The organism is Pseudidiomarina donghaiensis, from assembly GCF_900116895.1.
Taxonomy (GTDB): domain Bacteria; phylum Pseudomonadota; class Gammaproteobacteria; order Enterobacterales; family Alteromonadaceae; genus Pseudidiomarina; species Pseudidiomarina donghaiensis.
On record NZ_FPCF01000006.1, the window covers coordinates 111,051 to 136,193 of the forward strand.

General features: G+C 48.8%; 23 protein-coding genes. 14 read left to right on the forward strand and 9 right to left on the reverse strand.

From position 1 onward, the window contains the following. The first annotated feature begins 143 nt into the window (after nucleotides 1-143). Together norR and BM334_RS10410 are read left to right on the forward strand one after the other, a co-directional pair. Nucleotides 144-1,703 carry a nitric oxide reductase transcriptional regulator NorR gene (gene norR / locus BM334_RS10405; protein ID WP_092841477.1) on the forward strand — a complete coding sequence of 520 codons (1,560 nt, stop codon included), beginning with the start codon at nucleotides 144-146 and terminating at the stop codon, nucleotides 1,701-1,703. A gap of 21 nt (nucleotides 1,704-1,724) precedes the next feature. Further along, nucleotides 1,725-2,144 (forward strand): YbaN family protein, encoded by a 420-nt coding sequence (locus tag BM334_RS10410; protein ID WP_198677345.1) that lies wholly within the window; start codon nucleotides 1,725-1,727, stop codon nucleotides 2,142-2,144. Here BM334_RS10410 and BM334_RS10415 read toward each other — a convergent pair. Genes BM334_RS10415 through ubiU form a run of 3 tightly spaced genes read right to left on the reverse strand, consistent with a single transcriptional unit; the run spans nucleotide 2,141 to nucleotide 5,260 of the window. Then, a complete protein-coding gene (locus BM334_RS10415) occupies nucleotides 2,141-3,346 on the reverse strand; it encodes an NnrS family protein (protein ID WP_092841479.1) in 1,206 nt (401 codons plus the stop codon). The genes BM334_RS10410 and BM334_RS10415 overlap by 4 nt on opposite strands. Before the next feature lie 27 nt (nucleotides 3,347-3,373). Beyond that, nucleotides 3,374-4,252: a U32 family peptidase gene (locus BM334_RS10420; protein ID WP_092841481.1), complete on the reverse strand. Its 879-nt coding sequence runs from the start codon at nucleotides 4,250-4,252 to the stop codon at nucleotides 3,374-3,376. Nucleotides 4,253-4,264: 12 nt separating this feature from the next. After that, a complete protein-coding gene (gene ubiU, locus BM334_RS10425) occupies nucleotides 4,265-5,260 on the reverse strand; it encodes a ubiquinone anaerobic biosynthesis protein UbiU (protein ID WP_092841484.1) in 996 nt (331 codons plus the stop codon). Nucleotides 5,261-5,347: 87 nt separating this feature from the next. Here ubiU and ubiT point away from each other — a divergent pair, with 87 nt between their 5' ends. Then, nucleotides 5,348-5,845 (forward strand): ubiquinone anaerobic biosynthesis accessory factor UbiT, encoded by a 498-nt coding sequence (gene ubiT / locus BM334_RS10430; protein WP_092841486.1) that lies wholly within the window; start codon nucleotides 5,348-5,350, stop codon nucleotides 5,843-5,845. Between the two features lie 141 nt (nucleotides 5,846-5,986). Next, the gene (gene hemN, locus BM334_RS10435) at nucleotides 5,987-7,366 is read left to right on the forward strand and encodes an oxygen-independent coproporphyrinogen III oxidase (protein WP_092841489.1); all 1,380 of its coding nucleotides are present in this window, start codon (nucleotides 5,987-5,989) and stop codon (nucleotides 7,364-7,366) included. Nucleotides 7,367-7,434: 68 nt separating this feature from the next. Here hemN and nrdD read toward each other — a convergent pair whose 3' ends face one another. Both nrdD and nrdG read right to left on the reverse strand, forming a co-directional pair. Beyond that, nucleotides 7,435-9,270: an anaerobic ribonucleoside-triphosphate reductase gene (gene nrdD, locus BM334_RS10440; RefSeq protein ID WP_092841491.1), complete on the reverse strand. Its 1,836-nt coding sequence runs from the start codon at nucleotides 9,268-9,270 to the stop codon at nucleotides 7,435-7,437. A 61-nt stretch (nucleotides 9,271-9,331) separates the two neighbouring features. Then, the gene (gene nrdG / locus BM334_RS10445; RefSeq protein WP_092841493.1) at nucleotides 9,332-9,781 is read right to left on the reverse strand and encodes an anaerobic ribonucleoside-triphosphate reductase activating protein; all 450 of its coding nucleotides are present in this window, start codon (nucleotides 9,779-9,781) and stop codon (nucleotides 9,332-9,334) included. 416 nt (nucleotides 9,782-10,197) lie between these two features. Between nrdG and BM334_RS10450 the strand changes: the two genes are divergently transcribed. Next, nucleotides 10,198-12,477 carry a nitric-oxide reductase large subunit gene (locus BM334_RS10450; protein WP_092841495.1) on the forward strand — a complete coding sequence of 760 codons (2,280 nt, stop codon included), beginning with the start codon at nucleotides 10,198-10,200 and terminating at the stop codon, nucleotides 12,475-12,477. Nucleotides 12,478-12,572: 95 nt separating this feature from the next. Here the strand turns inward: BM334_RS10450 and BM334_RS10455 are convergent, their stop codons facing one another. Beyond that, on the reverse strand, nucleotides 12,573-13,772 hold the full coding sequence (locus BM334_RS10455) for a permease (protein WP_092841497.1): 1,200 nt from the start codon (nucleotides 13,770-13,772) through the stop codon (nucleotides 12,573-12,575). 34 nt (nucleotides 13,773-13,806) lie between these two features. Further along, nucleotides 13,807-14,439, reverse strand: a complete 633-nt coding sequence (tmpT, locus tag BM334_RS10460) for a thiopurine S-methyltransferase (protein WP_092841498.1) — start codon at nucleotides 14,437-14,439, stop codon at nucleotides 13,807-13,809. 104 nt (nucleotides 14,440-14,543) lie between these two features. On the opposite strand from tmpT, the gene BM334_RS10465 reads away from it, so the two are divergent. Both BM334_RS10465 and BM334_RS10470 read left to right on the forward strand, forming a co-directional pair. Continuing rightward, the gene (locus tag BM334_RS10465) at nucleotides 14,544-16,349 is read left to right on the forward strand and encodes an ATP-binding protein (protein ID WP_092841500.1); all 1,806 of its coding nucleotides are present in this window, start codon (nucleotides 14,544-14,546) and stop codon (nucleotides 16,347-16,349) included. A gap of 82 nt (nucleotides 16,350-16,431) precedes the next feature. Next, a complete protein-coding gene (locus tag BM334_RS10470; protein WP_157981865.1) occupies nucleotides 16,432-16,719 on the forward strand; it encodes a helix-turn-helix domain-containing protein in 288 nt (95 codons plus the stop codon). A 102-nt stretch (nucleotides 16,720-16,821) separates the two neighbouring features. Here the strand turns inward: BM334_RS10470 and BM334_RS10475 are convergent, their stop codons facing one another. Further along, nucleotides 16,822-18,138 (reverse strand): MFS transporter, encoded by a 1,317-nt coding sequence (locus BM334_RS10475; protein WP_092841503.1) that lies wholly within the window; start codon nucleotides 18,136-18,138, stop codon nucleotides 16,822-16,824. A gap of 229 nt (nucleotides 18,139-18,367) precedes the next feature. Between BM334_RS10475 and narL the strand changes: the two genes are divergently transcribed. The 6 genes from narL (at nucleotide 18,368) to BM334_RS10505 (ending at nucleotide 22,901) form a co-directional block, all read left to right on the forward strand. Further along, entirely contained in the window at nucleotides 18,368-19,012 is a 645-nt protein-coding gene (narL, locus tag BM334_RS10480) for a two-component system response regulator NarL (RefSeq protein WP_092841504.1), read from the forward strand. Between the two features lie 82 nt (nucleotides 19,013-19,094). Then, nucleotides 19,095-20,687: a thiamine pyrophosphate-binding protein gene (locus tag BM334_RS10485; RefSeq protein WP_092841506.1), complete on the forward strand. Its 1,593-nt coding sequence runs from the start codon at nucleotides 19,095-19,097 to the stop codon at nucleotides 20,685-20,687. 37 nt (nucleotides 20,688-20,724) lie between these two features. Beyond that, nucleotides 20,725-22,074 carry a prephenate-dependent tRNA uridine(34) hydroxylase TrhP gene (trhP, locus tag BM334_RS10490; RefSeq protein ID WP_092841508.1) on the forward strand — a complete coding sequence of 450 codons (1,350 nt, stop codon included), beginning with the start codon at nucleotides 20,725-20,727 and terminating at the stop codon, nucleotides 22,072-22,074. Next, a complete protein-coding gene (locus BM334_RS10495) occupies nucleotides 22,058-22,252 on the forward strand; it encodes a YfhL family 4Fe-4S dicluster ferredoxin (protein ID WP_092841509.1) in 195 nt (64 codons plus the stop codon). The genes trhP and BM334_RS10495 overlap by 17 nt, the downstream gene beginning before the upstream one ends. 89 nt (nucleotides 22,253-22,341) lie before the next feature. Beyond that, nucleotides 22,342-22,620: a damage-inducible protein J gene (locus BM334_RS10500; protein WP_092841511.1), complete on the forward strand. Its 279-nt coding sequence runs from the start codon at nucleotides 22,342-22,344 to the stop codon at nucleotides 22,618-22,620. 2 nt (nucleotides 22,621-22,622) lie between these two features. Next, nucleotides 22,623-22,901, forward strand: a complete 279-nt coding sequence (locus BM334_RS10505) for a type II toxin-antitoxin system RelE/ParE family toxin (RefSeq protein ID WP_092841513.1) — start codon at nucleotides 22,623-22,625, stop codon at nucleotides 22,899-22,901. A 6-nt stretch (nucleotides 22,902-22,907) separates the two neighbouring features. Here the strand turns inward: BM334_RS10505 and BM334_RS10510 are convergent, their stop codons facing one another. Next, nucleotides 22,908-23,756: a LysR family transcriptional regulator gene (locus tag BM334_RS10510; protein WP_092841515.1), complete on the reverse strand. Its 849-nt coding sequence runs from the start codon at nucleotides 23,754-23,756 to the stop codon at nucleotides 22,908-22,910. Between the two features lie 206 nt (nucleotides 23,757-23,962). Between BM334_RS10510 and BM334_RS10515 the strand changes: the two genes are divergently transcribed. After that, the gene (locus BM334_RS10515; RefSeq protein ID WP_092841517.1) at nucleotides 23,963-25,138 is read left to right on the forward strand and encodes an acyl-CoA dehydrogenase; all 1,176 of its coding nucleotides are present in this window, start codon (nucleotides 23,963-23,965) and stop codon (nucleotides 25,136-25,138) included. Nucleotides 25,139-25,143 lie beyond the last annotated feature (5 nt).

The following is a 25,143-nucleotide window of genomic DNA, read 5'->3' on the forward strand; positions in this document are numbered from 1 at the left end:
AAATTGGTTGCTATACACCCACTAGCTACTGCAAGTTAGATGCCAAAAATACCCACTTTGATTTATATCGAGTTTTTCTCAGTAATGGTAAATTACACCCATATTTTTCGGGTCATTGAGGCCCAAATAGGGTTGTTTATACCATGCATGATGTGACGTTATTAGAAACCTTAATCGCCGATTTAGTGACCGATTTACCAGCGGTGATTCGCTTAGAAAAAGTGGTGAAAACCCTGCGCACGCACTTTCATTGCGGTGCTGTGGTTATTCTTAAACATGATCAAGATATGTTGCGCCCTATTGCCAGTGTCGGTCTTGCCCGTGAAGCTTTAGGCCGACGCTTTTTGGTGTCACAACACCCTCGCTTGGCGTGCATTTTAGGTAGCCGTGAAACGGTGCGCTTTGAACCTGACAGCCCGTTAGCGGACCCCTACGATGGGCTGATTGAAGACAGCCCTGACGGCCATCTGGCGGTACACGACTGTATGGGTATCAGCTTGCATATTGAAGGCAAAATTTGGGGCGTACTCACGCTTGACGCGCTAACACCAGGCACCTTTGATGAGCAAACCATGCAAGCCTTGCAACGCGCAAGTCTGCTGGTTGAAGCGGCCATTCGTATGGGCTTGATTGAACAAAACATTCGCGCGCTGCGCAATAACCGCCGCGACGGTGAGTACTCACTGACTAGCAATGGTGCCGATGCACAAGACATCATTGGCCATAGCGCTGCATTAATGACGGTATTGCAAGAACTTGAGGTGGTTGCCGGCTCAGACTTACCGGTGCTGTTACTCGGCGAAACGGGCGTTGGTAAAGAGTTGTTCGCGCGCCACTTGCACCGCTTGTCGTCGCGCAATAAGCAGCCTCTGGTTTATGTGAACTGTGCGGCTCTGCCTGAAACTTTGGCCGAGAGCGAGCTGTTTGGTCACACCCGCGGTGCTTATTCTGGCGCGACCCATGAACGGGCTGGCCGCTTTGATAGCGCCGATGGCGGCACCATTTTCTTGGACGAAGTGGGCGAATTGCCGTTATCTATTCAGGCCAAACTCCTACGAGTGCTGCAGAATGGTGAAATTCAACGCTTAGGTAGCGATAAGTCGCATCAAGTGAACGTGCGCATAGTTGCCGCCACCAACCGCGACTTGAAACAACAAATTAAAAACGGGGATTTTCGTGCAGATTTGTATCATCGATTATCGGTGTACCCATTGCCGATACCGCCTCTTCGCGACCGTGACGTCGATATTGCAGTACTAGCCGGACACTTTCTTGAGCTGAACCGAGCTAGGCTTGGGGTACGGGCGTTACGGCTTTCACCAGCGGCTGAACAAGCACTACGCAGTTATGACTGGCCGGGCAACGTGCGCGAATTAGAGCACACCATTAGTCGCGCAGCCATTAAAGCACTAAGCTTAGGCGCGCGCCGCGATGATATTGTTAGCATTGACGCAAACTTACTTGATTTACCGGGTGTCGCGGCCGACGCGCAAGCCATGCAGCAAGTGGCGGGTAGCGTGGTCAATTCTAGCCTTAACGACAGCGGCTCATTGAACCTAAAACATGCGGTGCAAACCGTGCAGCGCGAACTCATTCAAAAAGCGCTTGAACAGTCAGACTATAAATGGACACAAGCAGCCCGTATACTTGACCTTGATCCAAGCAATTTACACAAATTAGCTAGCCGACTTGGCTTAAAATAGGCACAGGGTTTTCAGTTACGTATGACCGTGATTTTGCGCATTGTGGTGTGGCGAACTATTGCCATTTTGGCGCTCGTGTTGGGTGTTATTGGCCTAATGCTACCCATTATGCCAACGGTTCCGTTTTTATTGGTTGCAGCTTGGGCTGGCGGTAAAGGCTGGCCGGCACTGGAAGCGAAACTACTCTCACACCCCAAATATGGCCCGCAAATTATTGCCTGGCGCAAATACGGCGTGGTGAAACGTCAGCCCAAAGTCATTGCCAGCGTGATGATGGGTGGCAGCTCAATTATGTTAGCGTTTAGCCCCGTGCATTTGGCGCTAAAACTCAGCGTTATCGGCATTATGGCCACCGTGGCCGTTTGGCTTTGGTTGCGCCCCGAGCAAGCTCCTAAGCAAACCAATGAGGCGGCAACCGAGCCAACCGACTCGCCCAATTAGCCTGGGCGGCCGTCTGGGCGAGGGGTGGTTAAGATAGGTAGGTAAATCACCACGTATATGGCGTAAGCTAAAATCCATGCTGCGGCACCTATGGCATACCATGGCAAGCTGAATTCAGGCAGTAACCAAACAAATACCACACGTGTTAGCGCCGCAGTAAACACCAACAAAAATGCCACGGACATAATCGCTTTTGGTTGCAGAGGTCGGCCACTATGGCCTAACGATACCCGCGCAATCATGGCTAAAATCATATTACCCATAGCGCCAGCAGTTAGTGCATGAATGGCCACCGAGTTGCTCACATCAAAACCTAACTCGCGCAATGCAAATAACGCCAAGCCAACGGGAATAAACAAATAAGCAATGTGCAGCGACCACAACAATGGCACGCTTAAGGTAATCCAGATACGCCAGCGTAAGCAGCGAATTGCCAATGACACGGCACAAATGCCATAAACGGCCGCCATCACTTCGTTCGGCAGCTGGGCACTAAATAAGGTAATATTCAGTACAAAAATCAACCACAAGCTACCTAGTGCAATGCGATCTAGCCACTCAATGGGCTCAGCCTTCTTGGTCATGGTGCCGTTGGCGGTAAACATGGGTAGCACGCGGCCACCAACAATGGCCATGAGTAAGGTAACTAGCCAAACTGCATTTTGACTACCTAGTTGCTGCAAGTCGAAACGGTTTTCTATTAAACCGTAGTGCATCAGCGCGTTACAGAACGTGAGCAAAAATAATACCGGCACAAAGAACAAGTTACGCTGTTGCTTCACTTTAATGAGCGGCACAGCTAATAAGATTGCAGCGAGTGGTAAAAACAATAAGTCCACAGCGGCAACTAACCAAACCGGTAAGTGCGCACCAAACAAAAATGCTAAGCGACCCAAAATCCACACCGTGGTTAAAATACCTAAAGCGCGGCCATGGGTCGCTCTTAGGCCGGTCCAGTTTTGCACGGCGGTCAGCAAAAAGCCCACCACAATAGCGGCCACAAAACCAAAAATCATTTCATGGCTGTGCCACACCAACACGTTGCCATACACGGGTAAAGTAATGGTACCGGCAAGCGCTAGAATCCATAACAACATAGCTAGTGCGCTAAAGCTTGCACCCAGCAAAAACATAGGGCGAAACGCTTGGCGTAACAACGGCCACATTTTTTGTTCTACTTGTAAGTCAGTAATTTGTAGCATGGGTATTCCTCTTTTGTTTTCGCGCCTTTAGTCGAGTTGCTGCACCAGGCCCGCGAGGGCTAGCCAATAACCATTGCTGTCATTTTTGGCAAGCTGCTGCGGGTGATCACCCTGGCTGTTAGCACGAAACTTTTCTAACCAGTCAAAGGTTCCAGTTAACTGTGGGCTTAAGCGTACCACATCGACCAAGCCTTGCATGTTAGGTAGTTGATTGACCAAGTTATAACGGGTGCCAGATTGAGTTTGAATACCATTGAGCACAAACACTTGGGTGCCGTCTTGGCTGGTTACTTCGCGCCCCTCGGGGTACTTAATGCAACAAAGTTCGCATTGATCTTTGGCGCGGTTTTCTGAGCGCGCGGTAAAGCATCGCCCTGACCACGCTAGCGGCATATGGCCTAACGCAAATACTTCAACTTCAAAACAATCGCGTACGTCTTTCACCATGGGCTGAGCCAATAGTTTGGCTAACCATTCACGAGAAAGCTCTACCGGCATAACCCAGCGGCTCATGCCCATACTCATTAATTTGCGCAACGTGTGTTGGTTGTAGCAATTAATGGCCGCACCTGCGACAAAAGGCACCTGATGCTCCTGCAAATAAGGAATTGCGCCAACGTCGTTTGCCTCGACAATAAAATCGCCGTTGTCACAGTATTTGCGCAGCTCGCGTAGCTCTGAAGGCGCCTCGAGTAAGGTCATGGTCGACAAACATACCTGTTTGCCGGCTTCCCGTAACATGTGGGCAATACGCATGTAGTCATCAAATTTCAGCTCGCGCCGCTTACTACAAACGGTTTCACCCAAATAAACGATATCCACAGATGAGTCTGCAGCCTGTTGATAAAAGTTTTCGACCACTTGCTTCGGCCAAAAATACTGAATGGCTCCAAGAGAAAATTTCATATCAGTTCCCAATTATTTCCATTTCCGATGGTAGGCACCTAGCGTGGTTTGGCTGCCCTCAGATAAGCCAGCCAGCACATGGTCCCATTGCTGCTGTACTTCAAAGTTGTCCGGCTTGCTCATCACCGAATCAATGGCCTGGCGCCAAACCTGCGTAATTTGCGCCACATAAGCTGGGCTACGTTGCCGACCTTCAATTTTGAGCGACGCAATGCCCTCTTTATAAAGCTCGGGCAGCAAGCTTAAAGTGTTTAAGCTGGTCGGCTCTTCGAGCGCGTGGTAGGTGTCTTCACCAACCGTAAAGCGCCCCTTGCATAAGGTTGGGTAGCCGGCGGTTTCATGCGGTGCAAAGCGGTCTATCAATATGTTGTTCAAGCGCGACTCGAGGGTGCCGTCATCGGCTTCGTCCCAGCGCACAAACTTGGCCGGCGAGCATGCACCTGCGGTGTTCGGTGACTCGCCTGTCATGTATGAACTTAAGTAGCAGCGCCCCTCGGCCATAATGCACAAGCTACCGAAAGCAAATACTTCAAGATCCATATCGGTGGTGCGCGCAATTGAGCGTACTTGGTTCATAGACAGCACGCGCGGCAACACCACGCGCTTGACGCCAAACTGCTTATAAAACTCAATGGCAGCGGCGTTGGTTGCTGAGGCTTGTACCGATAAATGTACTTCCACTTTCGGATAGCGCTCAGCCGCGTAGGCCAGTACCGCCATGTCTGCCAAAATAAGCACATCGGCACCAGCTTTCACGGCCATATCAACCGCGCGGCGCCAATGTTCAAACGTATCGGCATGGGCAAAGGTATTAATTGCCACGTGCAATTTCTTACCGTGGTGGTGCACATAGCGCGCAGCCTCGGTTAAACCGGCTTGATCTAAATTTAGGCCAGCAAAGTGACGCGCATTGGTTTCATCTTTCAATCCGACATAAACGGCATCGGCACCATGTTCAATGGCGGCTTTGAGGGCGGGCATACTGCCTGCTGGGCACAGAAGTTCCATAATTATTGATCCCGTCGATAAACATGCATTCGTAATGAGTATTATAATCTTCTGAGAATTTTACGGGACATTAATGGACGGCAACTTATGGTTATCCCCAAAGTGGTAGACAACTGGTCACGGGTTATTAGCGGCCTTGGCGTTATGGCGCGAGTAACACCAAAACCCATTTTAGAACAATTACTTACCCTGTCTTTGAATCAGCTTTTGCAGGCCGAAATTAAGCAGCAGCGCTTTGCTTTTTTGCCAAAACAATGGGTTCGTATTGAGGTGCCCGACCTAGCCTTTCATTTTTCGGTAACCCTCACTGAACAAGGGCGTTTACGGGCTTCGTTAGCACCACAACCCGCCGCAGTAACCATGCGTGGTAACAGTGCATCGTTACTGCTAATGATTAGTGGCAAGGTAGACCCAGACACCTTGTTTTTCCGGCGTAAGCTGATGATCAAAGGCGATACAGAGCTGGGCTTAGAGGTCAAAAATTTGCTCGACACCATTGAGCTTGAGGGGCGTTTACCCAAGTCATTATTTCGCTTTACCCAAGCCACTGCCGACGCCATTGTTGCAAGGCCTGAACTGCGGTAATGGCTACATAAACACGTACCTAAAAGTCGTGCCAAAAACGCATGGTTATACCCCTTCAGATGTATCAATTTTCTGATCTGCATCATATAAACTGCACTCAGAAATTCACAGGTAAGGGGTACACCCCCACGAGGTACGACAATGACTAGCAGCGCAAATCAAATTGTTTGGAGCCAAGAGCTCATCGACAAGTACAATATTAACGGGCCGCGTTATACGTCGTACCCAACCGCCTTGGCGTTGCACAATAAGTTTCCGCTAAGCACCATGGAGCAAACCCTAGCCAGCGCACCAGATGAACTCAGCCTGTACATTCACTTACCGTTTTGTATCAAGCTTTGTTATTACTGTGGTTGTAACAAGGTCATTACGCGCCACCAACACAAAGCCGATATTTACTTAGATTACTTAGCCAAAGAAATGGCAATGTACAAAGCTCTGCTGGGCAAGCGCAAGTTTGAGTCCGTGCACATGGGCGGTGGTACGCCGACGTTTTTAAGCGAGACCCAATTGTCGCGCCTCATGGACTTGTTGCACGAACATTTTGAATTCACGAACGATGCCGAATGGTCAATTGAAATTGACCCACGCAGCTGCAGTGATGACAAGCTGCGCCACTTACGCAAGCTTGGTTTTGATCGTGTCAGTTATGGCGTACAAGATTTTGACACCAAGGTGCAAATTGCCATTAATCGCGTACAAGACACCGACATGATCAAGCACCAAATTGCGTTAAGCAAAGAGCTCGGTTTTCGCTCAATCAACCTCGATCTTATTTACGGATTGCCGTATCAGCGGCCTGAAACCTTTGCGGCGTCAATTGACCAAGTGATTGAGCTAAACCCCGACCGTGTGTCACTGTTTAGCTATGCGCACTTGCCGTCACGCTTTGCGGGCCAGCGTAAAATTGACGAATCAAGCTTGCCAACAGCGCCAATTAAACTGGAGTTATTGCAGCTAGGTATTACTAAATTTACGGCCGCTGGCTATCAATTTATTGGCATGGATCACTTCGCCAAAACGGACGACACCTTGGCGCAAGCACAGCAGCGTGGCGAGCTGCAACGCAATTTCCAAGGCTATACCACCTCGGGCCAAGACGCCTTGCTCGGTATTGGTGCGTCATCTATTAGCCAAATAGACGGTGTGCTTTGGCAGAACGTGAAAGAATTACCTTCGTATTACAAAGCCATTGATAGCGGCACCTTGCCGATTGTGAAGGGTTTTGAATTAAACGGCGACGACAAATTACGTGCGGCCCTAATTTCGCAAGTGATCTGTCACTTTGACCTAGATATTCAGGCCTTTGCAAACGACTGGAACATGGAAGACTTCTGGACATACTTTGCCGATGCCAAGCGTAAACTGGCGCCATTTGTTGAAGATGGCTTGGTAGAGCTTGATGACAACAGCTTAAAAGTGACCACCTTGGGCCGTTTGTGGGTGCGCAGTATTTGTGCCTGCTTTGATGCCTACTTAGATGACGCAGCAACAGCGCCGCGCTACTCCAAAGTGGTGTAACGCAACGCTTATTTTCGCTGACAAACTCTGCTGAAGCAGGCCTTACTTGCCTGCTTTAGCTGCCTGCTTTAGCTGGCCTGTTTCAGTGCGTTGGCTTGGGCGCGAGCACCGGCAATACTGGTGTCTTGCTGTTTACGGTGATAATGGCGAGCTTGGTGTTCTTTGCGACGCCCTTGGCTAAACGAGCTCACCCGCTTTAAGTAACCAATCACACGCGTGCCATAGTCCACATCCGCTGAACCACACGATGAACACTCGCACAGCGTACGCTTGTCGATATGCTCGCAGTCGTTACAGATGGTAATTTTCACATTGATGCAGAAGTAGTTACAGCCGGTCGTGGCAGCAATGTTGAGCATGGATAAATAGCCGTCTTCGGTGAGTTTCTCATCAAGGTTCAAATGCAACGCCGAGCCGCCATCTAAAAATTCAATCAACTCGTTGCCGTGCATCACGAATTTATCGAGCGAGTTGGTGTTTTCGTCTTCAACCACATAAAAATACGAGTTGTAGCAGTCACGTGGAACAAAGTAGCCGTCTTCGCGGTCCCACTTGGCGTTTTTAACTCCTAAGTTTTCAGCTGGCACAAACTCAGTATTAAACATGTAGCCGTATTCTTGTTTGGCCCGTTTGTTTGCGTCATAAATCACTTTCAAATGGCGCTGTACAAATTCAATGTAATCGCGATTGTTGCTTGCTGTTAGCCCTTGTGACTCAGCGGCTTCTACCATGCCGTTAATGCCGATGGTTAAAAACTGCTTGTCGAGCGAAATAAAACCAGCGTCGTACACCGTGAGCAATCCCGCTTCTTTGTATTCTTCCATAATGCGGCGGTAAGCCACCTGGTACTTATGAATTTTCTCAATTTCGGCGTTCAAGTCGCGGCCGTCTTGCACCAAACGGTTCATATTAATGGTGATGACGTTAATAGAGCCGGTTGCCACGCCGCCCGCGCCCAGCGTATACGAGAAGGTGTTGTCGGCAATTTCACTGCGTAAACGGCAGCATGATGCTAACGAGTCAGCATTTGGCGACAGATAAACAAAGAACGAGTTGCCGTCCGCTAATTCATGGGCAATATGGCGTGCAAACTCTTGGTCTTTGCACTGGCCGTTGTCGGTTAACATCGCCACGGTGACTACCGGGAAAGTTAAGATAGTTTTCTTGCGCTCTTCGTTAAACCAGTGCAAGAAGAAGTCTTGTAATTTGCTAACCGAGTCCCAGCTGCTTTTTGAAAAGTCTGGGAACACAAAGTCGCCAAACATGCTGTCAAAATAATGCTGGTCATACACCGAGATATTCCAGAATACACTCTGGTAGCCACGTGCTGCAGCAGGTTGGTTTAATGCATACACCACATGTTGCAAATGGTTTTCAATTTCGTGGCGATGGGTTTCTAGGTAGTTGTCACCATAATCGCGACGCGCAAAATGGTCGAAGTACGCCAAAAACTCCACCGTCGCTACTGCGCCAGCGAACTGCGAGCTAACCGCAAAAACAAAGTTCACAAAGGTACCGCAGAAACTTTCAAGGTGCTTCGGCGCTTTTGACTCGCCACCAAGTTTGGTTAAACCGTCACGCAAAAACGGATACATGGTTACCGACACGCAGTAAGGCTTTAAGCTGGTTTCGTCATGCACATAAATTTCATGATCTTCAATTTGGCGAATATACTCTTGGCCTAAGTCGGCACCAAACAACTCACTAATTTTGGTACTAACCTGCTTGCGGTTTATCTGCACAAAAAAGTCTTTCATGAGTTCTGCTTCAAGTGTCGCAATATTCTTCTGCGTCACATTGGCATTAGCATCCATTTTCGAACCATCGGCCGCGTTTTGGGCCGAAACATACTGGTTAATGAATTCCATTTTCGCGTTAACTTGATCTGGGTGTAAGCGCAACATAAGTGTTCTCCTTGATTATTATTTATGGTTCCGGTTTCGCGCACGGCGTTAGTTTCTTGCATTAAGAAACAAACCGGCAATTCAATAGCTGCTGGTTGCGTAAGTCATAAAACTTCTGGTTGGTGGTGGGGCTATCAAGGCCACCAAGCTGTGCAATCCAAGGCCCCGTTTTGAGGTACGTCAATTGTTCTTTAATTGCCAAAGACACATCGTCGTAGCCAGTGTATAAACAGGTATTAAGCCCAGCTTCTCGGGCTTGCTTTAGGTGGGCGATGAGCGCTTCTGGTTGCCATTCGCCGCCTAAAAACAATACGCAGGTAATCAGGTTGCGATACTGTGCCAAACGCGTTGTGAAGTAGTCGGAAGTAAGCGCCTCACCACTTCCAACTGGCCAACTATCAACGCTGTGGCAGCCCTTGCATCCCACTGGACAGCCGGTGATGGTGTAGGCAAGGGACACTTCACCCGGAACCTCTTGAAACACCACTTGTTCAGCACTGTATCGCAACATGAAATACCTATATATTGTGTGTGGTTATTTATTTAACACCATATCTTGTGTTTCAGCATAGTCTCCACACACGAACATGCATTGATCTAGATCAATAAAAACTACCTACAATGGGTATACCCCCAATGCACCTCTGCATTACCCCTTCAGCGCAATTTTCTATAGACGCTCTACATGCGATTCTTGTACCCGGGTAATTTCTACCGACGTGGTGTATTTCACCGCAGAAGAACTGGGTTGAATTAACCCACAAAAATGAATTTTCCGTGGGTTTTCAGTCAGGTAAAAACTGGCACGGAGCTTGCTAAAGAGACGGGGTGAGCGTTTTGCTTGCGCACCAACTAGCGAAAGAAAACGCAATCTTGATTAAAGGGAGAATCAACTCATGCAACAACATCAACAGCCGGAGGTGCCAAATGGCCGGTTATAAAAAGTTATGGTGGATACTAATTGCCATTTTGGCGATCACCTTTGGTGTCCTTGGTTATTTCGGTAAAGAAGTTTACCGTGTCGCTCCGCCGATTCCTGATCAAGTGGTGACCGAGTCGGGTCAATTACTGATGACGGAAGAGACGATTCTAGATGGTCAAACCGCATGGCAATCTGTCGGTGGTATGCAATTAGGTTCTATTTGGGGCCACGGTGCATATCAAGCTCCAGACTGGACTGCTGACTGGTTACACCGCGAGCTGTTAGCGTGGTTGGAAATTAGTGCACAAAACCAGTATGGGCAAAGCTATGAAAGCTTATCACCGGCTGAGCAAAACGGCCTGCAATTTGCGCTAAAAGAAGAGTATCGCACATCATCACAATACGATGCCGAAACCGATACCTTGACTGTAAGCGCTGTTCGTGCAGAAGCCATGGCGCAAACCGCTGAGTACTACAGCCGTTTGTTTAGTGATGATATTTCACTACGCAGCACTCGCGAAAACTACGCCATGAAAGAGAATACATTACCCAGCGCAGAACGCCGCGAAGTCATGACTCAGTTCTTCTTCTGGACTGCTTGGGCCGCCGCGACTGAGCGCCCTGATAGCGACGTAACTTATACCAACAACTGGCCGCATGAGCCGTTAATTGATAACAAACCAAGTACTGAAAATCTTATTTGGTCATTGGTGTCTATTATTCTGTTAATTGCCGGTGTTGGTGGCTTGATCTGGGCTTGGGCATTCTTGCGTGATCACGACGAAGAAGAACCTGCAGCGCCAGCCAAAGACCCTATCAGCTTGGTTAATTTAACCCCTTCACAAAAAGCACTAGGCAAATACCTGTTCTTGGTTATGGCCCTGTTTATTGTGCAAATTTTCTTGGGTGGTTTTACTGCTCACTATACCGTTGAAGGCCAAACTTTCTATGGCATTAACGTATCTGAGTGGTTCCCGTACTCACTGGTACGTACCTGGCACATACAAGCTGCCTTGTTCTGGATTGCCACCGGCTTCTTAGCTGCAGGCTTATTCTTAGCGCCAATCATTAATGGCGGTAAAGATCCGAAGTTCCAGAAGCTTGGTGTTGATATCTTGTTCTGGGCCTTGGTTGTTGTTGTTGCCGGCTCGTTCATTGGTAACTACTTAGCCATTGCGCAAATCATGCCTGAAAACCTGAGCTTCTGGTTAGGTCACCAAGGTTATGAATACGTCGACCTTGGTCGCTTGTGGCAAATTGGTAAGTTCTTAGGCATCGTGTTCTGGTTAGGCTTAATGTTGCGCGGCGTTGTTGGCGCGTTCAAACAGCCTGGCGACAAGAACTTGTTAGCCTTGTTAACCGCTTCAGTGGTTGCTATTGGCCTATTCTATGGCGCTGGCTTCTTCTATGGTGAACGTACTCACATTTCTATCATGGAATACTGGCGCTGGTGGATTGTTCACCTGTGGGTAGAAGGCTTCTTTGAAGTATTCGCAACCGCAGCCTTGGCATTCATCTTCCACAGCATGGGCTTAGTGTCTCGCCGTATGGCTACTGCTGCTTCATTAGCATCAGCGTCACTATTCATGTTGGGTGGCGTACCAGGTACTTTCCACCACCTGTACTTCTCAGGTACTACTACACCAATTATGGCTGTAGGCGCGACTTTCTCTGCGCTTGAAGTTGTACCTTTAGTTGTACTTGGCTACGAAGCTTGGGAAAACTGGAGCCTGCAACGCAAAGCAGAGTGGATGCAACGCATTAAGTGGCCACTATTGTGCTTCGTTGCGGTAGCGTTCTGGAACTTCTTGGGTGCCGGCGTATTGGGCTTCATGATTAACCCACCAATTGCGCTCTACTACATTCAAGGTTTGAACACGACACCGACTCACGCTCACGCAGCACTGTTTGGGGTGTACGGTTTCCTAGCTATCGGTTTCGTATTATTAATCTTGCGCTATATTCGTCCGAACTTCGCGTTCAACGACAAGATTATGAAAACTGGTTTCTGGTGGTTAAACATCGGCCTATGCCTCATGTTGTTCACTAGCTTGTTACCTGTTGGCTTTATCCAGTTCTTTGCTTCAGCCTCTGAAGGCTTGTGGTATGCACGTAGCGAAGAGTTCATGCAACAGCCGTTGCTACAGAGCTTGCGCTGGATTCGTACCGTAGGCGACGTGGTATTCATTATCGGTGGTTTGGCGGTTGCTTATCAGGTTGTTATTGGCCTGTGGGGCAAACAGCAAAACGCTGAATTAGATGCCAAACCGGTAACAGTTAAATAACTGTACGTGACATAACACACGTAAAAAAATGTTGTTGACCGTGGAAACCCCACGGTGATGTTAGCCCGAGGCCTCCCAACCGCCTCGGGCTTTTTTTATGCATAGTGCACAAATAAACCACCTACTAACCACAGCCCACTCATGACACACAGGCCATTCATCAATTTATCGCCCACTGAAGTGCTGTGATCATGGTGCGAATGGTCATCGCTTTTCGACCGCGACCACAGAATCATCAGCACTGCACTTACCGCCAAAAATAGTCCATTAAGCACCAAGCCATAATTTAATTGAAAGAACTCTTGCTCAGCTGGCGAGCTCCAGTTGCTGGCGTTTGGGAGTAAGTCGAATGCCAGTAATCCGTAATGCATAAGCAGTGAGGCAGCTACCAAACAGACAAATAGCATAAGTGCGATATACAGTGCCATTTTCCAGCCATAATAGCGCGCATTTATTTTCAACACTGGCAGCACAATTAAATCAGAAAATATAAACGCCATGACCCCAGCAAAAGCAACACCTTCACCATACAAAATGGCCGCTAGCGGAATATTGCCCATCGAGCCAATAAAAGTAAAAAATGCAGCGATTGGCCCAACAACAGCTTGCTGCAATAACGACACGAAACCAACTTCTTGGTTACTGCCGACCCCAAGAAACAACCATTCAAAGAACGCGCTAGGCACAAAGGCCGACACCACGCCGGCAATGGTAAAACCGATGAGAATGTCTTGCCAAACCATTTGCCATTCCATGACATATTTTTGGCTGACTTTTTGCCAAGTATCTTTGCTAAGCAAGTCGCTTAAGGTTGTTTCTTGTTGCTGGCTGTCATCGCTATCACTCTCTCGCGCAGACTCAATTAACTTGGTTGGGTTAGTTAAGGTAATAAACAACCAAACGAAAAGAATCAGTAATAACCCACCGACGTATTCACCGACAACAAATTGCCAGCCTAGAAAAATTGAAATAACAAAGCCGAGCTCGATGACCAAGTTGGTTGAGGCCAACATAAATGCCATCGAGGCACTAAATGCGGCCCCTTTGTTAAACAAAGCTCGCGTAGTGGAGAGTGCAGCAAAGCTGCAAGAACTTGAGATAAAGCCAAAAAACGTACCTAATGAAATTGATTTTAGGCTGTTAGTGCCCATAGCCGAGCGCATGCGCTGCTTGGTAATAAGCACTTGAATGAGGCTACTAATAAAGTAACCCAACACAAAAGCCCACAGCGCCATCCAGAAAAAGCCGACACTGGTATAAGCAGCATTCCCCCAACTGATTAAAAAATCAGACATTAAACCTCCTCTATGGACTGTTTAAGACGATGTTTTAACGTTTAAGCCTATAACAATATTCACTAACCTGCGAATCGCCATTCAGTGTAAAGCCCGAATTTGTGCACAATGCTTCTACAGTAAACATCGAGCTATACGCGCTCATAACCTCTTGCTCAGAAATAGAAAATGGTGGGCCTTTCCAATAGTTCTCGGGGTACTCCACAGTAACGAGCAGGCCATGGCTATGTTGCGGTAAAATTTTCAAAAGATGTTCGACATAAGCCGTGCGCATGGTTGGTGGTAACGCCACCATAGCTGCGCGATCGTACCAAACGTTTACGCCTTGCAAATACTTGGCTGTTAGTTCAAAAAAGTCACCTTGATATAAGGTAATGCCCGGCGCTCGGTAAGCTTGGAAAGGGCCTTCTTGATGCACACTTGGCGTGAGGTTTTGCTCAGCAAAATATTCTTCAATAGCCGACTGGTTCAGTTCGATTCCGAGTACTTGATAACCCTGTTCAAGCAGCCATTTCATGTCGAGCGACTTGCCGCACAGTGGCACAAAAACCGTCACGCCCGGCTTGGCTATCGGCTTGAAATGCTGAGTTAACAACGGGTGCACATCGTTACGATGAAAGCCAATTTCTCGATTCTTCCACCGCTCGTGCCAAAATTCATGCTCCATGGCGTACTCCTTATTCGCACATCTAATGATTTGGCTGTAAACTATACAGCTAACGATTTAAAACCACCAAGCGAATGGCGCGGGTGCTCTTGAAATAAGGCTTTATGAATAAATTTTCTATTGTCACACGTATCGGTATTGCACTGAGTGCAATGGTTGCCCTAACCATTTTGACGCTTTTGGCGTCGTATTGGCTTTCGGAAAAGGCCGACCACGATGCGCTGGCCATTAACGTTGCCGGCTCATTGCGTTATCAGGCTTACCAATACAGCTGGCACGTGATGCACTCGCCTGAGCAGGCACCTGCGGTGGCACAAGCCCTAAAGGACAGCTGGAATCACAGTGTATTTAATCGCTTTGAACACGAGCAGAGCGAGCTAACGGCGTTATACCAAAACACCCAAGCTAACTGGCTAGCGTTTCAGCAGCGCGTAGAGCAAGGCGTTATACCTGCAAACAACCTGATGGTAGAAATTCAGCCACAAATTGATCAAATCAATACCTTTGTGAGTGCTATTCAACAAGACGCCGAACAGCGCATTCGCTCTATTCGCTCTATTCAAGTATTAAGTTTGTTCACCAGTATTGGTTTAGCATTTGTCATTTTTTACTGGCTACGTACCCGCGTCCGCTATCCGCTCGAGGTGCTCACGCAAGCTGCGCGGCGCATTGGGCAAGGCGACTTTACCGCGCGGGTAAAACACCCGATGAAAGACGAACTGGGCGTGTTGGCTAGCACTTTGAACAAAATGAACGAAGCCATTGGCTTTATGTACGGCAACTTAGAAAAGCGAGTTGATGAGCAAACTCGTGCCATTCAACAATCAAACGTACGACTACAATTTCTGTACGACACGGCCCGCATGATCATCGAGCATTCGCCCGGTTACCACGACTTCACAGAAATAGTAAATGGCTTGAAGGTTGCCTCTGAAGTTGACGATATTGAGCTTTGCTTAATTACTGAAGCTGGCAATAAACCTTATTTACAAGTACAGCCTGTGGGTGCGCCAGAAGACCCGTGCGAAGGGGTGGATTGCAGCCAGTGCGTGAATGCCGGTAGCGGGGTGTCGGTACAAGACGGCCAGCGTATTTATCGCTTCACCATTGAGCGCGAAGATCACAACTATGGTGTGGTGGTCGCGCGCTGCCCGCTCTCTGAGCAGATCAGCGATTGGCAACAGCAGTTAATACAGTCGGTGGCTGACCAGTTGGCTGTGGCCTTAAGCTTGAAGCAAGAAGAAGAACAAGTGCGTCGCTTAGCACTTATTCAAGAGCGCACGGTTATCGCGCGTGAACTACACGACTCGTTGGCGCAGGCATTATCTTACTTGAAGATTCAGGTTACGCGGCTGAATAAAGCCATTGAAAAAGATAATCGCGAAGTGATTGAAGACGTTGCCGAAGAGCTAAAAGAAGGCCTCAATGCAGCTTACCGTCAGTTACGCGAATTATTAACCACGTTCCGTTTGAAAGTTGACGGCGCCGGGTTGCTACATGCACTGCAAACCACGATTCGTCAATTTAGCGAGCAGTCTGACATTGCGTTCCGTTTGGACTATCAATTAGAAAGCACGCCGTTAGTGCCGCATGAAGAAATTCATTTGCTGCAAATAATTCGTGAGGCTTGCCAGAACGCCATTCACCACAGCCAAGGCTCTGACGTGGTGGTGCAGCTGTCGCAAGATGCGGAAAACGGCATTCATTTGAGTATTGAAGATAACGGCGTCGGTATTCCAGAAAATGCTGAGAAGCTGAATCATTACGGCCTCGCGATCATGCAAGAACGAAGCCGCCATTTGGGTGGTCATATTCGTATTGAGCGCAGAAAACAGGGCGGTACCGGTGTGTATTTCGAGTTTACCCCGCAATACATACTTGAACGACAAAGCGAGCCATACCCCGCCTAAAAGTTAATATATATTTACAAACAGCCTTGATAACCGTTAAAAGGTAACATATATTAACTTTTTGCGGTTTTGAGAGATGCTTGTGTATACAGTTCAGCCAACAAACTCAAAGTACCTAGTGCAATGGTACGGTGGCGCATTACTTGAGCGTAAACGCAAAGCTCGCGGTTGGACGCAGGCTGATGTAAGTGAACGCACCGGCCTGAGTCGCAATCAAATCATCGCAATGGAGAAAGGCACGTTTACCGGCGGGATTAAGTATTTACGTAAATACCTAGATTTATTGCAATTGCGTATCGCCATTATCGAAGAAACCAAAGATGTGCCACAGCTTGACGAGCTACGTGAGTTGTTCGGTGACAACCCATGATAACCCTGTGTCATTGACGATGACATGTACTTGTTAGCGCTGCAGTTTGATAAAGGCATTGGCCACCTCAGCTATAACAGTGAAATACCCGTAAGCCTAATTTTATGGGTTATAAAATTCGGCGCGGTTACGCAAGTACATGTAGCTGACCAGCACCGCGCACACCACATAAAAAGCGGCGAACACAAACAGCGCATAGGCCGGTGTTTGGGTAGTGCTGTTCACATACCAAAGGGTTGGAATATAAGCCGCGCCAGCGGTTGCAATGGTGGTTAGCCAACGCAGTGCCAACGGCAGCTGATCAAGCGGCAGCACCACACTGACGCTACGGAAAATTGCGCTACTTGCTGCGCCGGTGGCAATAAAAATAACCAAGAAAACCAATAAATACCCCAAAAACCACTGCTCTGGCAACGGGCTATTCATGGCATTGTAGGTAATGACGCCAGCCGCTACACAGCTCAGCGCTAACACAATGGCACACCACAGCGTTACTTTTGCACCGCCAAATAAGTCAGCTAACCAACCGCCAAAAGGCCTTGCTAAAACACCTAACAGCGGCCCTATCCAGGCGTAGGTTAGCGCGCTTGGCGAATAAGTGGTGCTAAATGTTTGCAGGCTTAACGGAAAGGTAATGGTAAAACCAATAAACGAACCAAATGCCATGACGTATAGTAGCGTCATAAGCCAAGTGTGTTTGTTGCGCAAAATAGCGGCGTAATGATCGCGGTTGGTCACGCTACCTAACGGCGCTTGAGGCGATGCGCTTGGGCGCGCAAGCTGCCAAGTTACGGTGGCTAGAATAATGGCAGCAATGGTTAACCAGCCACTGTTGCCAAGCCACAGCTTAGCGCCTGGCGCAATAACGCCGACAATATCGCCACTACCGTGCACCGTGGTCCACGATGCGCCACTTGCCATACCAAATAAGTCAATCGTGGTTAAATACGGCAAGGCCGCTTGGGCAATGACAATGCCAATACCTGCCACACCGGCGTTAACGGCTAAGGTCCAGCCAATACCGCTGGTATCGACTTTTTCGCTTCGAGTAAATGCAATGAATTGAGCGCCACCTAAACCATACGCGGCAGCTAGCCACTGCAACTCGGTATACGAAAGGGGTGGGTTGGTGAATACCCAAATGGTCATGCCGGCCGGAATAACCAAGGCGGCAGTGGTTAAGTAAATAAAACGCGCTTGCATGGCGCGTTCACCTAACCAAAAGAACACAAAGTGCCAAATGGTGGCGCTTAACCCAGAAATAGCGAGTAGTCGGTACAATTGCGCAAACGTGAACCCAGCGTCAACGGTAAATAGTTGCACCACCAGCACACTTAAGCTCATCCACAGCGCCATGCCAACAATCAAATTGATTGCTGTTGGTTTATCGACCGTTGATGATACCCGTACCGTGTTCACACGCCACTCCTTAAGGTTTCCTAGTGAGTAAACTATGCGTGATCTGGCGCAAGACAACAATTCAGCGAGAGTGATAATCGGCAACGCAGAATGGGCAGCCAAAACTACCCCAAATGAGGTAGTTTGCGCTAAGCTGTACCCTAAACAACGACATTGTGTAAGAATACAGCGCAATAGATACTGAGATACCTTAAAGAATACGCAAGAAAACAAGAACAAGGAGCACGACATGTCGGACAGCCCAGCTAGCATTATGCTTGTGGATGACCACCCGCTTTTGCGCAAAGGCCTTAAACAATTGATTTCGCTGGAAGACGGTCTTGAAGTTATTGCCGAATGCAGCAACGGTGCCGATGCATTGGTCAAAGCTGAGGAGCTCGACCCCGATTTAATTATTCTAGACCTGAACATGCAAGGCATGGATGGCCTAGAAACCTTAAAACGTATGCGCGATAACGGTGTGACCTCGCGTATTGTCATGCTCACTGTGTCCGATGCCGACGAAGACGTGGTTACCGCCATTACCAACGGCGCCGATGGTTATTTGTTAAAAGACATGGACCCAGAAATGCTGCTGGAGCAAATTTCGCGTGCTATTGAAGGTAAAATGGTACTCAGCGAGGCCATTACAGAAGTTCTGGCAACCGCATTGCGCCGACCTTCTGCGCCAACTAAGAGCAAGTTAGACGGCTTAACCAACCGCGAACGTGAAATTTTGGAATTAATTGCCAAAGGCATGAGCAACAAGGTTATTGCCCGTGAACTGGATATTTCCGACGGCACCGTGAAAGTACACGTTAAGCACTTACTGAAAAAGCTAGGCTTGCGCTCTCGCGTTGAAGCTGCGGTTTGGATGGTCAACCAAGACCAATAGAGTTATTGATTCGCATCAAGGCTTTCCATGAAAAAACGGCCCACACTGTTGGGTCGTTTTTTTATGTTCTTTGGGGGCCATCATGCAATTAGGCGCACTTCTCACTCAAGCCTTGCGCAATCAAGGCGTACAGGAATTGTTTGGCATTCCAGGTGACTTTATATTGCCATTGCTACAACAGCTGCAAGAACAACCCGATGCCCTGCCATTTTACTATATGACCCATGAACCGGCGGTTGTCTACGCAGCCGACGCGGCCGCACGAGCGGCCAATCGCCCCACGGCAGTAGCACTTACTTATGGCGCGGGCGCTCTAAATGGTGTGAATGCCGTTGCGCAAGCCTATGAAGAATACGTGCCATTGATTATTTTGGCTGGTTATCCGAGCCAAAAAGAAATCAACAGTGGTCTGCAAATTCACCATCAAGCAAAAACTGTCGACTCGCAACGCGCAATTTTTAGTGAAATTACCTGTGCACAGGTACGGTTAGACAACCCAGAAACGGCCATAGAAAATATCAATTTTGCGTTACAAATGTGTCGGCAAAAATCGCGCCCGGTGATTATCGAGGTACCTCGCGATGCCACCAATTTCGACTTGCCGACGATGCCAAACATGAGCATCGAGTTTGCCAACCCGCCTATTCATGAGAACCAATACCGCCAACTTGCCACGGCATTAACCACCGCGCGCCGACCGGTTATTTTAAGCGGCATTAATGTGCGCCGAAGTGGCGCTCAAAGAGCGCTAGAGCGCTTTGCAGAGCAGTTTAATATTCCGGTAGTAACTACCTTGCTTGGGCGTGCGACAGTCAGCCCATCGCACAGTTGTTATGCCGGCGTATTTTGCGGCGACACGCAAACTCGAGCTAGCCAGTTACTGTATGAAGCTGATCTGATTATTGCATTTGGTGTGGTTTATACCGACAGTAACTTTAGTGCGCACCGCGAGCTCATAAACGCCGCACATTTTTACCGAATTGATTTCCCGACCCAGTCGCTCAAAGCATGGTGCGCGCGTTTAGCTAGCGAGCCTTTACCGTTATTTGAAACACGTGATATATCGCCAATGGCGGTTTCACCATCAAACGAATTTAATGCCGATAGTGTTGTGCAAGTCATGCACCAACAACTGTCTCAACAGCGCGCACTCGTGCCGCTGATTAGCGATGTGGGTGATTGCCTGTTCGCCTCGCTGCAAGCTAGCCCAACCGACTTTCTGGCGCCAGCCTATTACGCCTCTATGGGTTATTCCGTACCCGCTGCGTTAGGGGTGTTTGTCGCCACGCGCCGGCGCCCCATTATTTTAGTTGGCGACGGTGCATTTTTGATGACCGGCCTCGAACTCGGTCATTGTTTACGCTATGGCTGTAAACCCATTGTGGTGCTTTTGAACAATCACAAATGGGACATGATTGCGGCTTTTTCTCCAACGTTGAAATGCACCGCATTGCAGCAGTGGCATTACCCTGAGCTTGCCAAAGCAATGGGTATTGAAAGCCTGCGCGCACATAACGCAGAAAGCTTTTTAGAAAGCTTCGCCAAAGCTTGGGCCGACCATGACAACGCCTATTTAATTGATGTTTGGTTACCGGAAAACAGTCGTACTAAACGCCTGAGTGACTTCGCAGAAAGCTTGACCACGATCAATATAAGCGGTGTCAGCAAGGTATAAAATACCCACCATTTTCGCTTACCCGCTTGTAGGTTTTATGCAGTATCCAGCACCTGAATTATTGAGTCCCGCCGGCAGTTTAAAAGCCATGCGTCTTGCCTTTGCTTACGGCGCAGACGCCGTTTATGCCGGCCAACCACGCTATAGCTTGCGCGTTCGTAACAACGAATTTGATATACCACGCTTGAAGCAAGGTATCGACGAGGCTCATGCGCTCGGCAAAAAGCTTTACGTGGTGGTGAACATTGCGCCGCATAACGCCAAACTAGTGCGTTTTGTTGAAGACATGGCACCGGTTGTGGCGCTAAAGCCCGATGCGCTGATTGTGTCTGATCCCGGTGTTGTTATGCTGCTGCGCGAGCACTACCCTGAGCAGGCTTTGCATTTAAGCGTGCAGGCCAACACCGTGAATTGGGCAGCCGTGAAGTTTTGGCAGCAGCAGGGCATTGAGCGGGTTATTTTATCGCGCGAATTAGAAGTGCGTGAAATTGCAGAAATTCGTCAACACTGCCCAGACATGGAACTTGAAGTGTTTGTGCATGGGGCACTGTGCATGGCTTATTCTGGCCGCTGCTTGCTATCTGGCTATTTCAATAAGCGAGACCCCAACCAAGGCGCCTGCACCAATTCATGCCGCTGGCCTTATCAAGTTCACGACGCCGAAGAAGACGCCGTTGGCCAGTTCAACCCCATTGATACACCGGTACTGCTAACCGAGCCGCAACGCCCGGGCGAATACATGCTCATGGACGAAGACCTGCACGGCACCTACATTATGAATTCCAAAGACTTACGCGGTATTGAGCACGTTGACGCCTTAGCGAAAATGGGCGTGCATTCGTTAAAAATTGAAGGCCGTACCAAGTCGCCTTATTACGTGGCCCGCACCGCTCAAATTTATCGCCAAGCCATTGATGACGCCGTGGCCGGAAAACCATTTAACCGCAAGCTGTTAGCCGAGCTTGAAGGCATGGCCAACCGCGGTTTTACCGAAGGCTTTTTGCGCCGCCATGTACCGAGCGACACGCAAAACTACGAAACGAGCCACAGCCTCGGCGAACAACTACTGGTTGGTGAAATACTCAGTGTGGACGGCGCAAACGCAATCGTCGACGTGAAGAACGCTTTCGCGGTGGGCGACACCCTGATTCTGATGAAACCTTCGGGCAATATCACCTTTACCCTACAAGCCATGGCCGACGACAAAGGTGAGCGCCTAGCACGTGCTGCCGGTGCCGGGCGTCAGGTTGGCGTTCGTTTACCCGAAGCTTTGAATGACCATGACGCCAGCTTTGCCATGCTCATCAAGCTGTCTACTGTAGCGCCACAACAAGTTATTCCGGTGATCGATAAAAATGTGGAGGTAAAAAATGCCGGTGCTGATTGAAAGTGACTGCATTAACTGCGACATGTGCGTACCCGAATGCCCAAACGACGCCATTTCGATGGGCAAAGAGCACTACGTAGTGGATGTGAACAAATGCACTGAGTGCGAAGGCTTTTACGACGAACCCGCTTGTATCCCCGTGTGCCCCATTGAATGCATGGTACTCGTACCGAGTTAGAGAATTTGTATTGCAGCACTTGTGGCCGGCTGACTTTGTGCTAACATCTGTTAGCACAAAAGCATTATTTTACACAAGGACAGCTCTCAATGGATGCTCGCATTCAGTTTCGCGTTGATGAAGAAACCAAACGACTTGCCCAGTTGCGCGCCGAAAGTCAGGGGCGTACCTTAAGTGATGCCTGCCGCGAGTTGACCGAAAAGCTTGCGCTTGAACAGCGCCTCGCAAATGAACAAGATGCATGGCTAACCGAGCAGGTAAACTCAGCATTCGCCAAAGTAGCGAATGGCAAAACTCACTTCATAGCTCACGCCGACGCTGCAGCGCACATGCAGGCGTTTAAAAAACAGCTAAAACAAAAGGATTAACCATGATCTTCTGGGAAGCGGATGCCCTTAATGATCGTGAGAACTTATATAAATTTCTCTACGACTTTAACCCCTTGGTGGCTGATAAAGCTGACGACCTACTGGTTAGCCGTATTGAGCTACTCGCCCAACATCCAGAATTAGGCCTGAGTCGCAGCGGAATGCCCGGCCGGCTTTTGATTATTCCCGATATTTCCCTAGTCGTGTCTTACTATATAAACGGCGATGACATTTATTTATTGCGCGTTTTACACCACAAACAAAACCGACCCTCATGTTGACTTAGGCTAAGGCAGCTCGTGGCTGCGCTGCTGGCACAAGTTGCGCAGCCATTCGAGCGCGGGTTGGCCAGATTTTGAGCGAGGATAAGCTAGCCCGATTGTTCGTTGCAAAGTCATGTTTTCAAGCGGCCGCAATACCACATCTTGCCGTTCACGCAGTACCTCAAAGTCGGGCACCAAGGCTGCGCCCACGCCAGCTGAGACAAGGCCAAGAGCATATTCAATAGTGTGAATATCGGCGCGGATGTCAGGCTGAATACCGTTGCGAATTAACTCTGGATAAAACTGTGACCATGCGTCACACGGCGTTCGCTTGATGAGTGCCAGCCTATCAAAATCTTCCAATTGCAGATATTGTTTGAGGGCCAACGGGTGCCCAGCCGGCAGCGCAACCAAAAAATGATCGGTCCATATCGGCAGAAACTGTTCACCGGCTTTTAGCATTTTGGGGGTAATAATACGCGCGTCAGAGTCATCCTCCGGTTCCACCAAGTGCAGCTCTAAACCTTCCACCCCAGCACTGAACTCGCGCAACAATTGGCTCATACGTTCCACCCCCAGCGCGCGAATTAAGCCCAAACGAAACTGTACCCGCTTGACGCTTTGCCGAAACGACGACCGCAACGACTGCATTTGGCTGAGCATACGTCCAGCATGACCGTACAATCGCTCGCCATCTTCGGTAGCAATCACCCCACGTGATTGCCGCGAAAACAACGCTACACCAAGCTCGTCCTCCAGTTGCTGCAAGGCTTTCGACAAGCTTGGCTGTGCCACATTACAAGCCCGCGCAGCGGCACTAATACTGCCGTTTTCATACACGGCGACGAAATAATTGAGTTGGCGCAAGTCCATAGTTAAAAGCTATACCTGATGTAGTTTTTATATGATTTAACTTTACAACAAACAAGAGTAAAGTGAGAACAAATAAAAAGCGTTGTTCGTTATTCGTGCGCTTCGCTGTTCGTCCGCTGCGCTATTCGAATAGTGCGTAGCACGGACGAACAGTGAGTGAAACGAACGCACGAACAACGAATCACGAATTTAACAGAGGATTTACCATGGCTCGTTTTCCGTTTGACTGGCAAGACCCATTCCAATTTTCCAACATGCTCAGCGAAGAAGAGCGCATGATTCGCGATACCGCTCATCAATATTGCCAAGAAAAGCTGATGCCGCGCGTGTTAACCGCAAACCGCGAAGAGCGTTTTGATCGTGAAATTATGAACGAGTTAGGTGAGCTGGGTTTATTAGGTGCCACGTTGCCGGAAAAATATGGCTGTGCAGAAGTGAATCACGTGTGTTACGGCCTTATTGCCCGTGAGGTTGAGCGTGTTGATAGCGGTTATCGTAGCGCCATGAGTGTGCAGTCGAGTTTGGTGATGCACCCAATTTATGCCTACGGTACTGAAGAACAACGCATGAAGTACCTGCCGAAGTTAGCAAGCGGCGAATGGGTAGGTTGTTTTGGTTTAACCGAACCGGATGCGGGTTCTGACCCTGCTAGCATGCGCACCACGGCGAAGAAAGTTGACGGTGGCTATGTACTCAAAGGCAGCAAGATGTGGATCACCAACTCGCCGATTGCTGATGTTTTTGTGGTTTGGGCCAAGTTAGACGGCGACATTCGTGGTTTTGTGTTGGAAAAAGGCATGAAAGGCCTTTCAGCGCCGAAAATTGAGGGTAAATTCTCACTTCGTGCGTCGATTACCGGCGAAATTGTGATGGATAACGTAGAAGTACCTGAAGACGCCCTACTGCCAAATGTTAGCGGCCTGAAAGGCCCATTTGGTTGCCTCAACAAAGCGCGTTACGGCATTGCATGGGGTGCCTTGGGTGCAGCAGAATTCTGCTGGCATGCGGCGCGTCAGTACACCTTAGACCGCCATCAATTCAACCGCCCGTTAGCGGCAACCCAGCTGATTCAAAAGAAACTGGCTGATATGCAAACCGACATTAGCATAGGCTTACTGAGCTGCTTGCAAGCGGGCCGCTTAATGGACTTAGACCAACTGCCACCAGAAACTATCTCGCTGATCAAACGCAACTCATGCGGTAAAGCTTTAGATATTGCTCGTGTGGCTCGTGACATGCACGGCGGCAACGGGATTGCTGATGAGTACCATGTTATTCGCCATGTGATGAACCTAGAAGCCGTGAATACCTACGAAGGGACGCACGACGTTCATGCACTGATATTGGGCCGTGCACAAACTGGTTTGCAAGCGTTCGGCTAAACTCA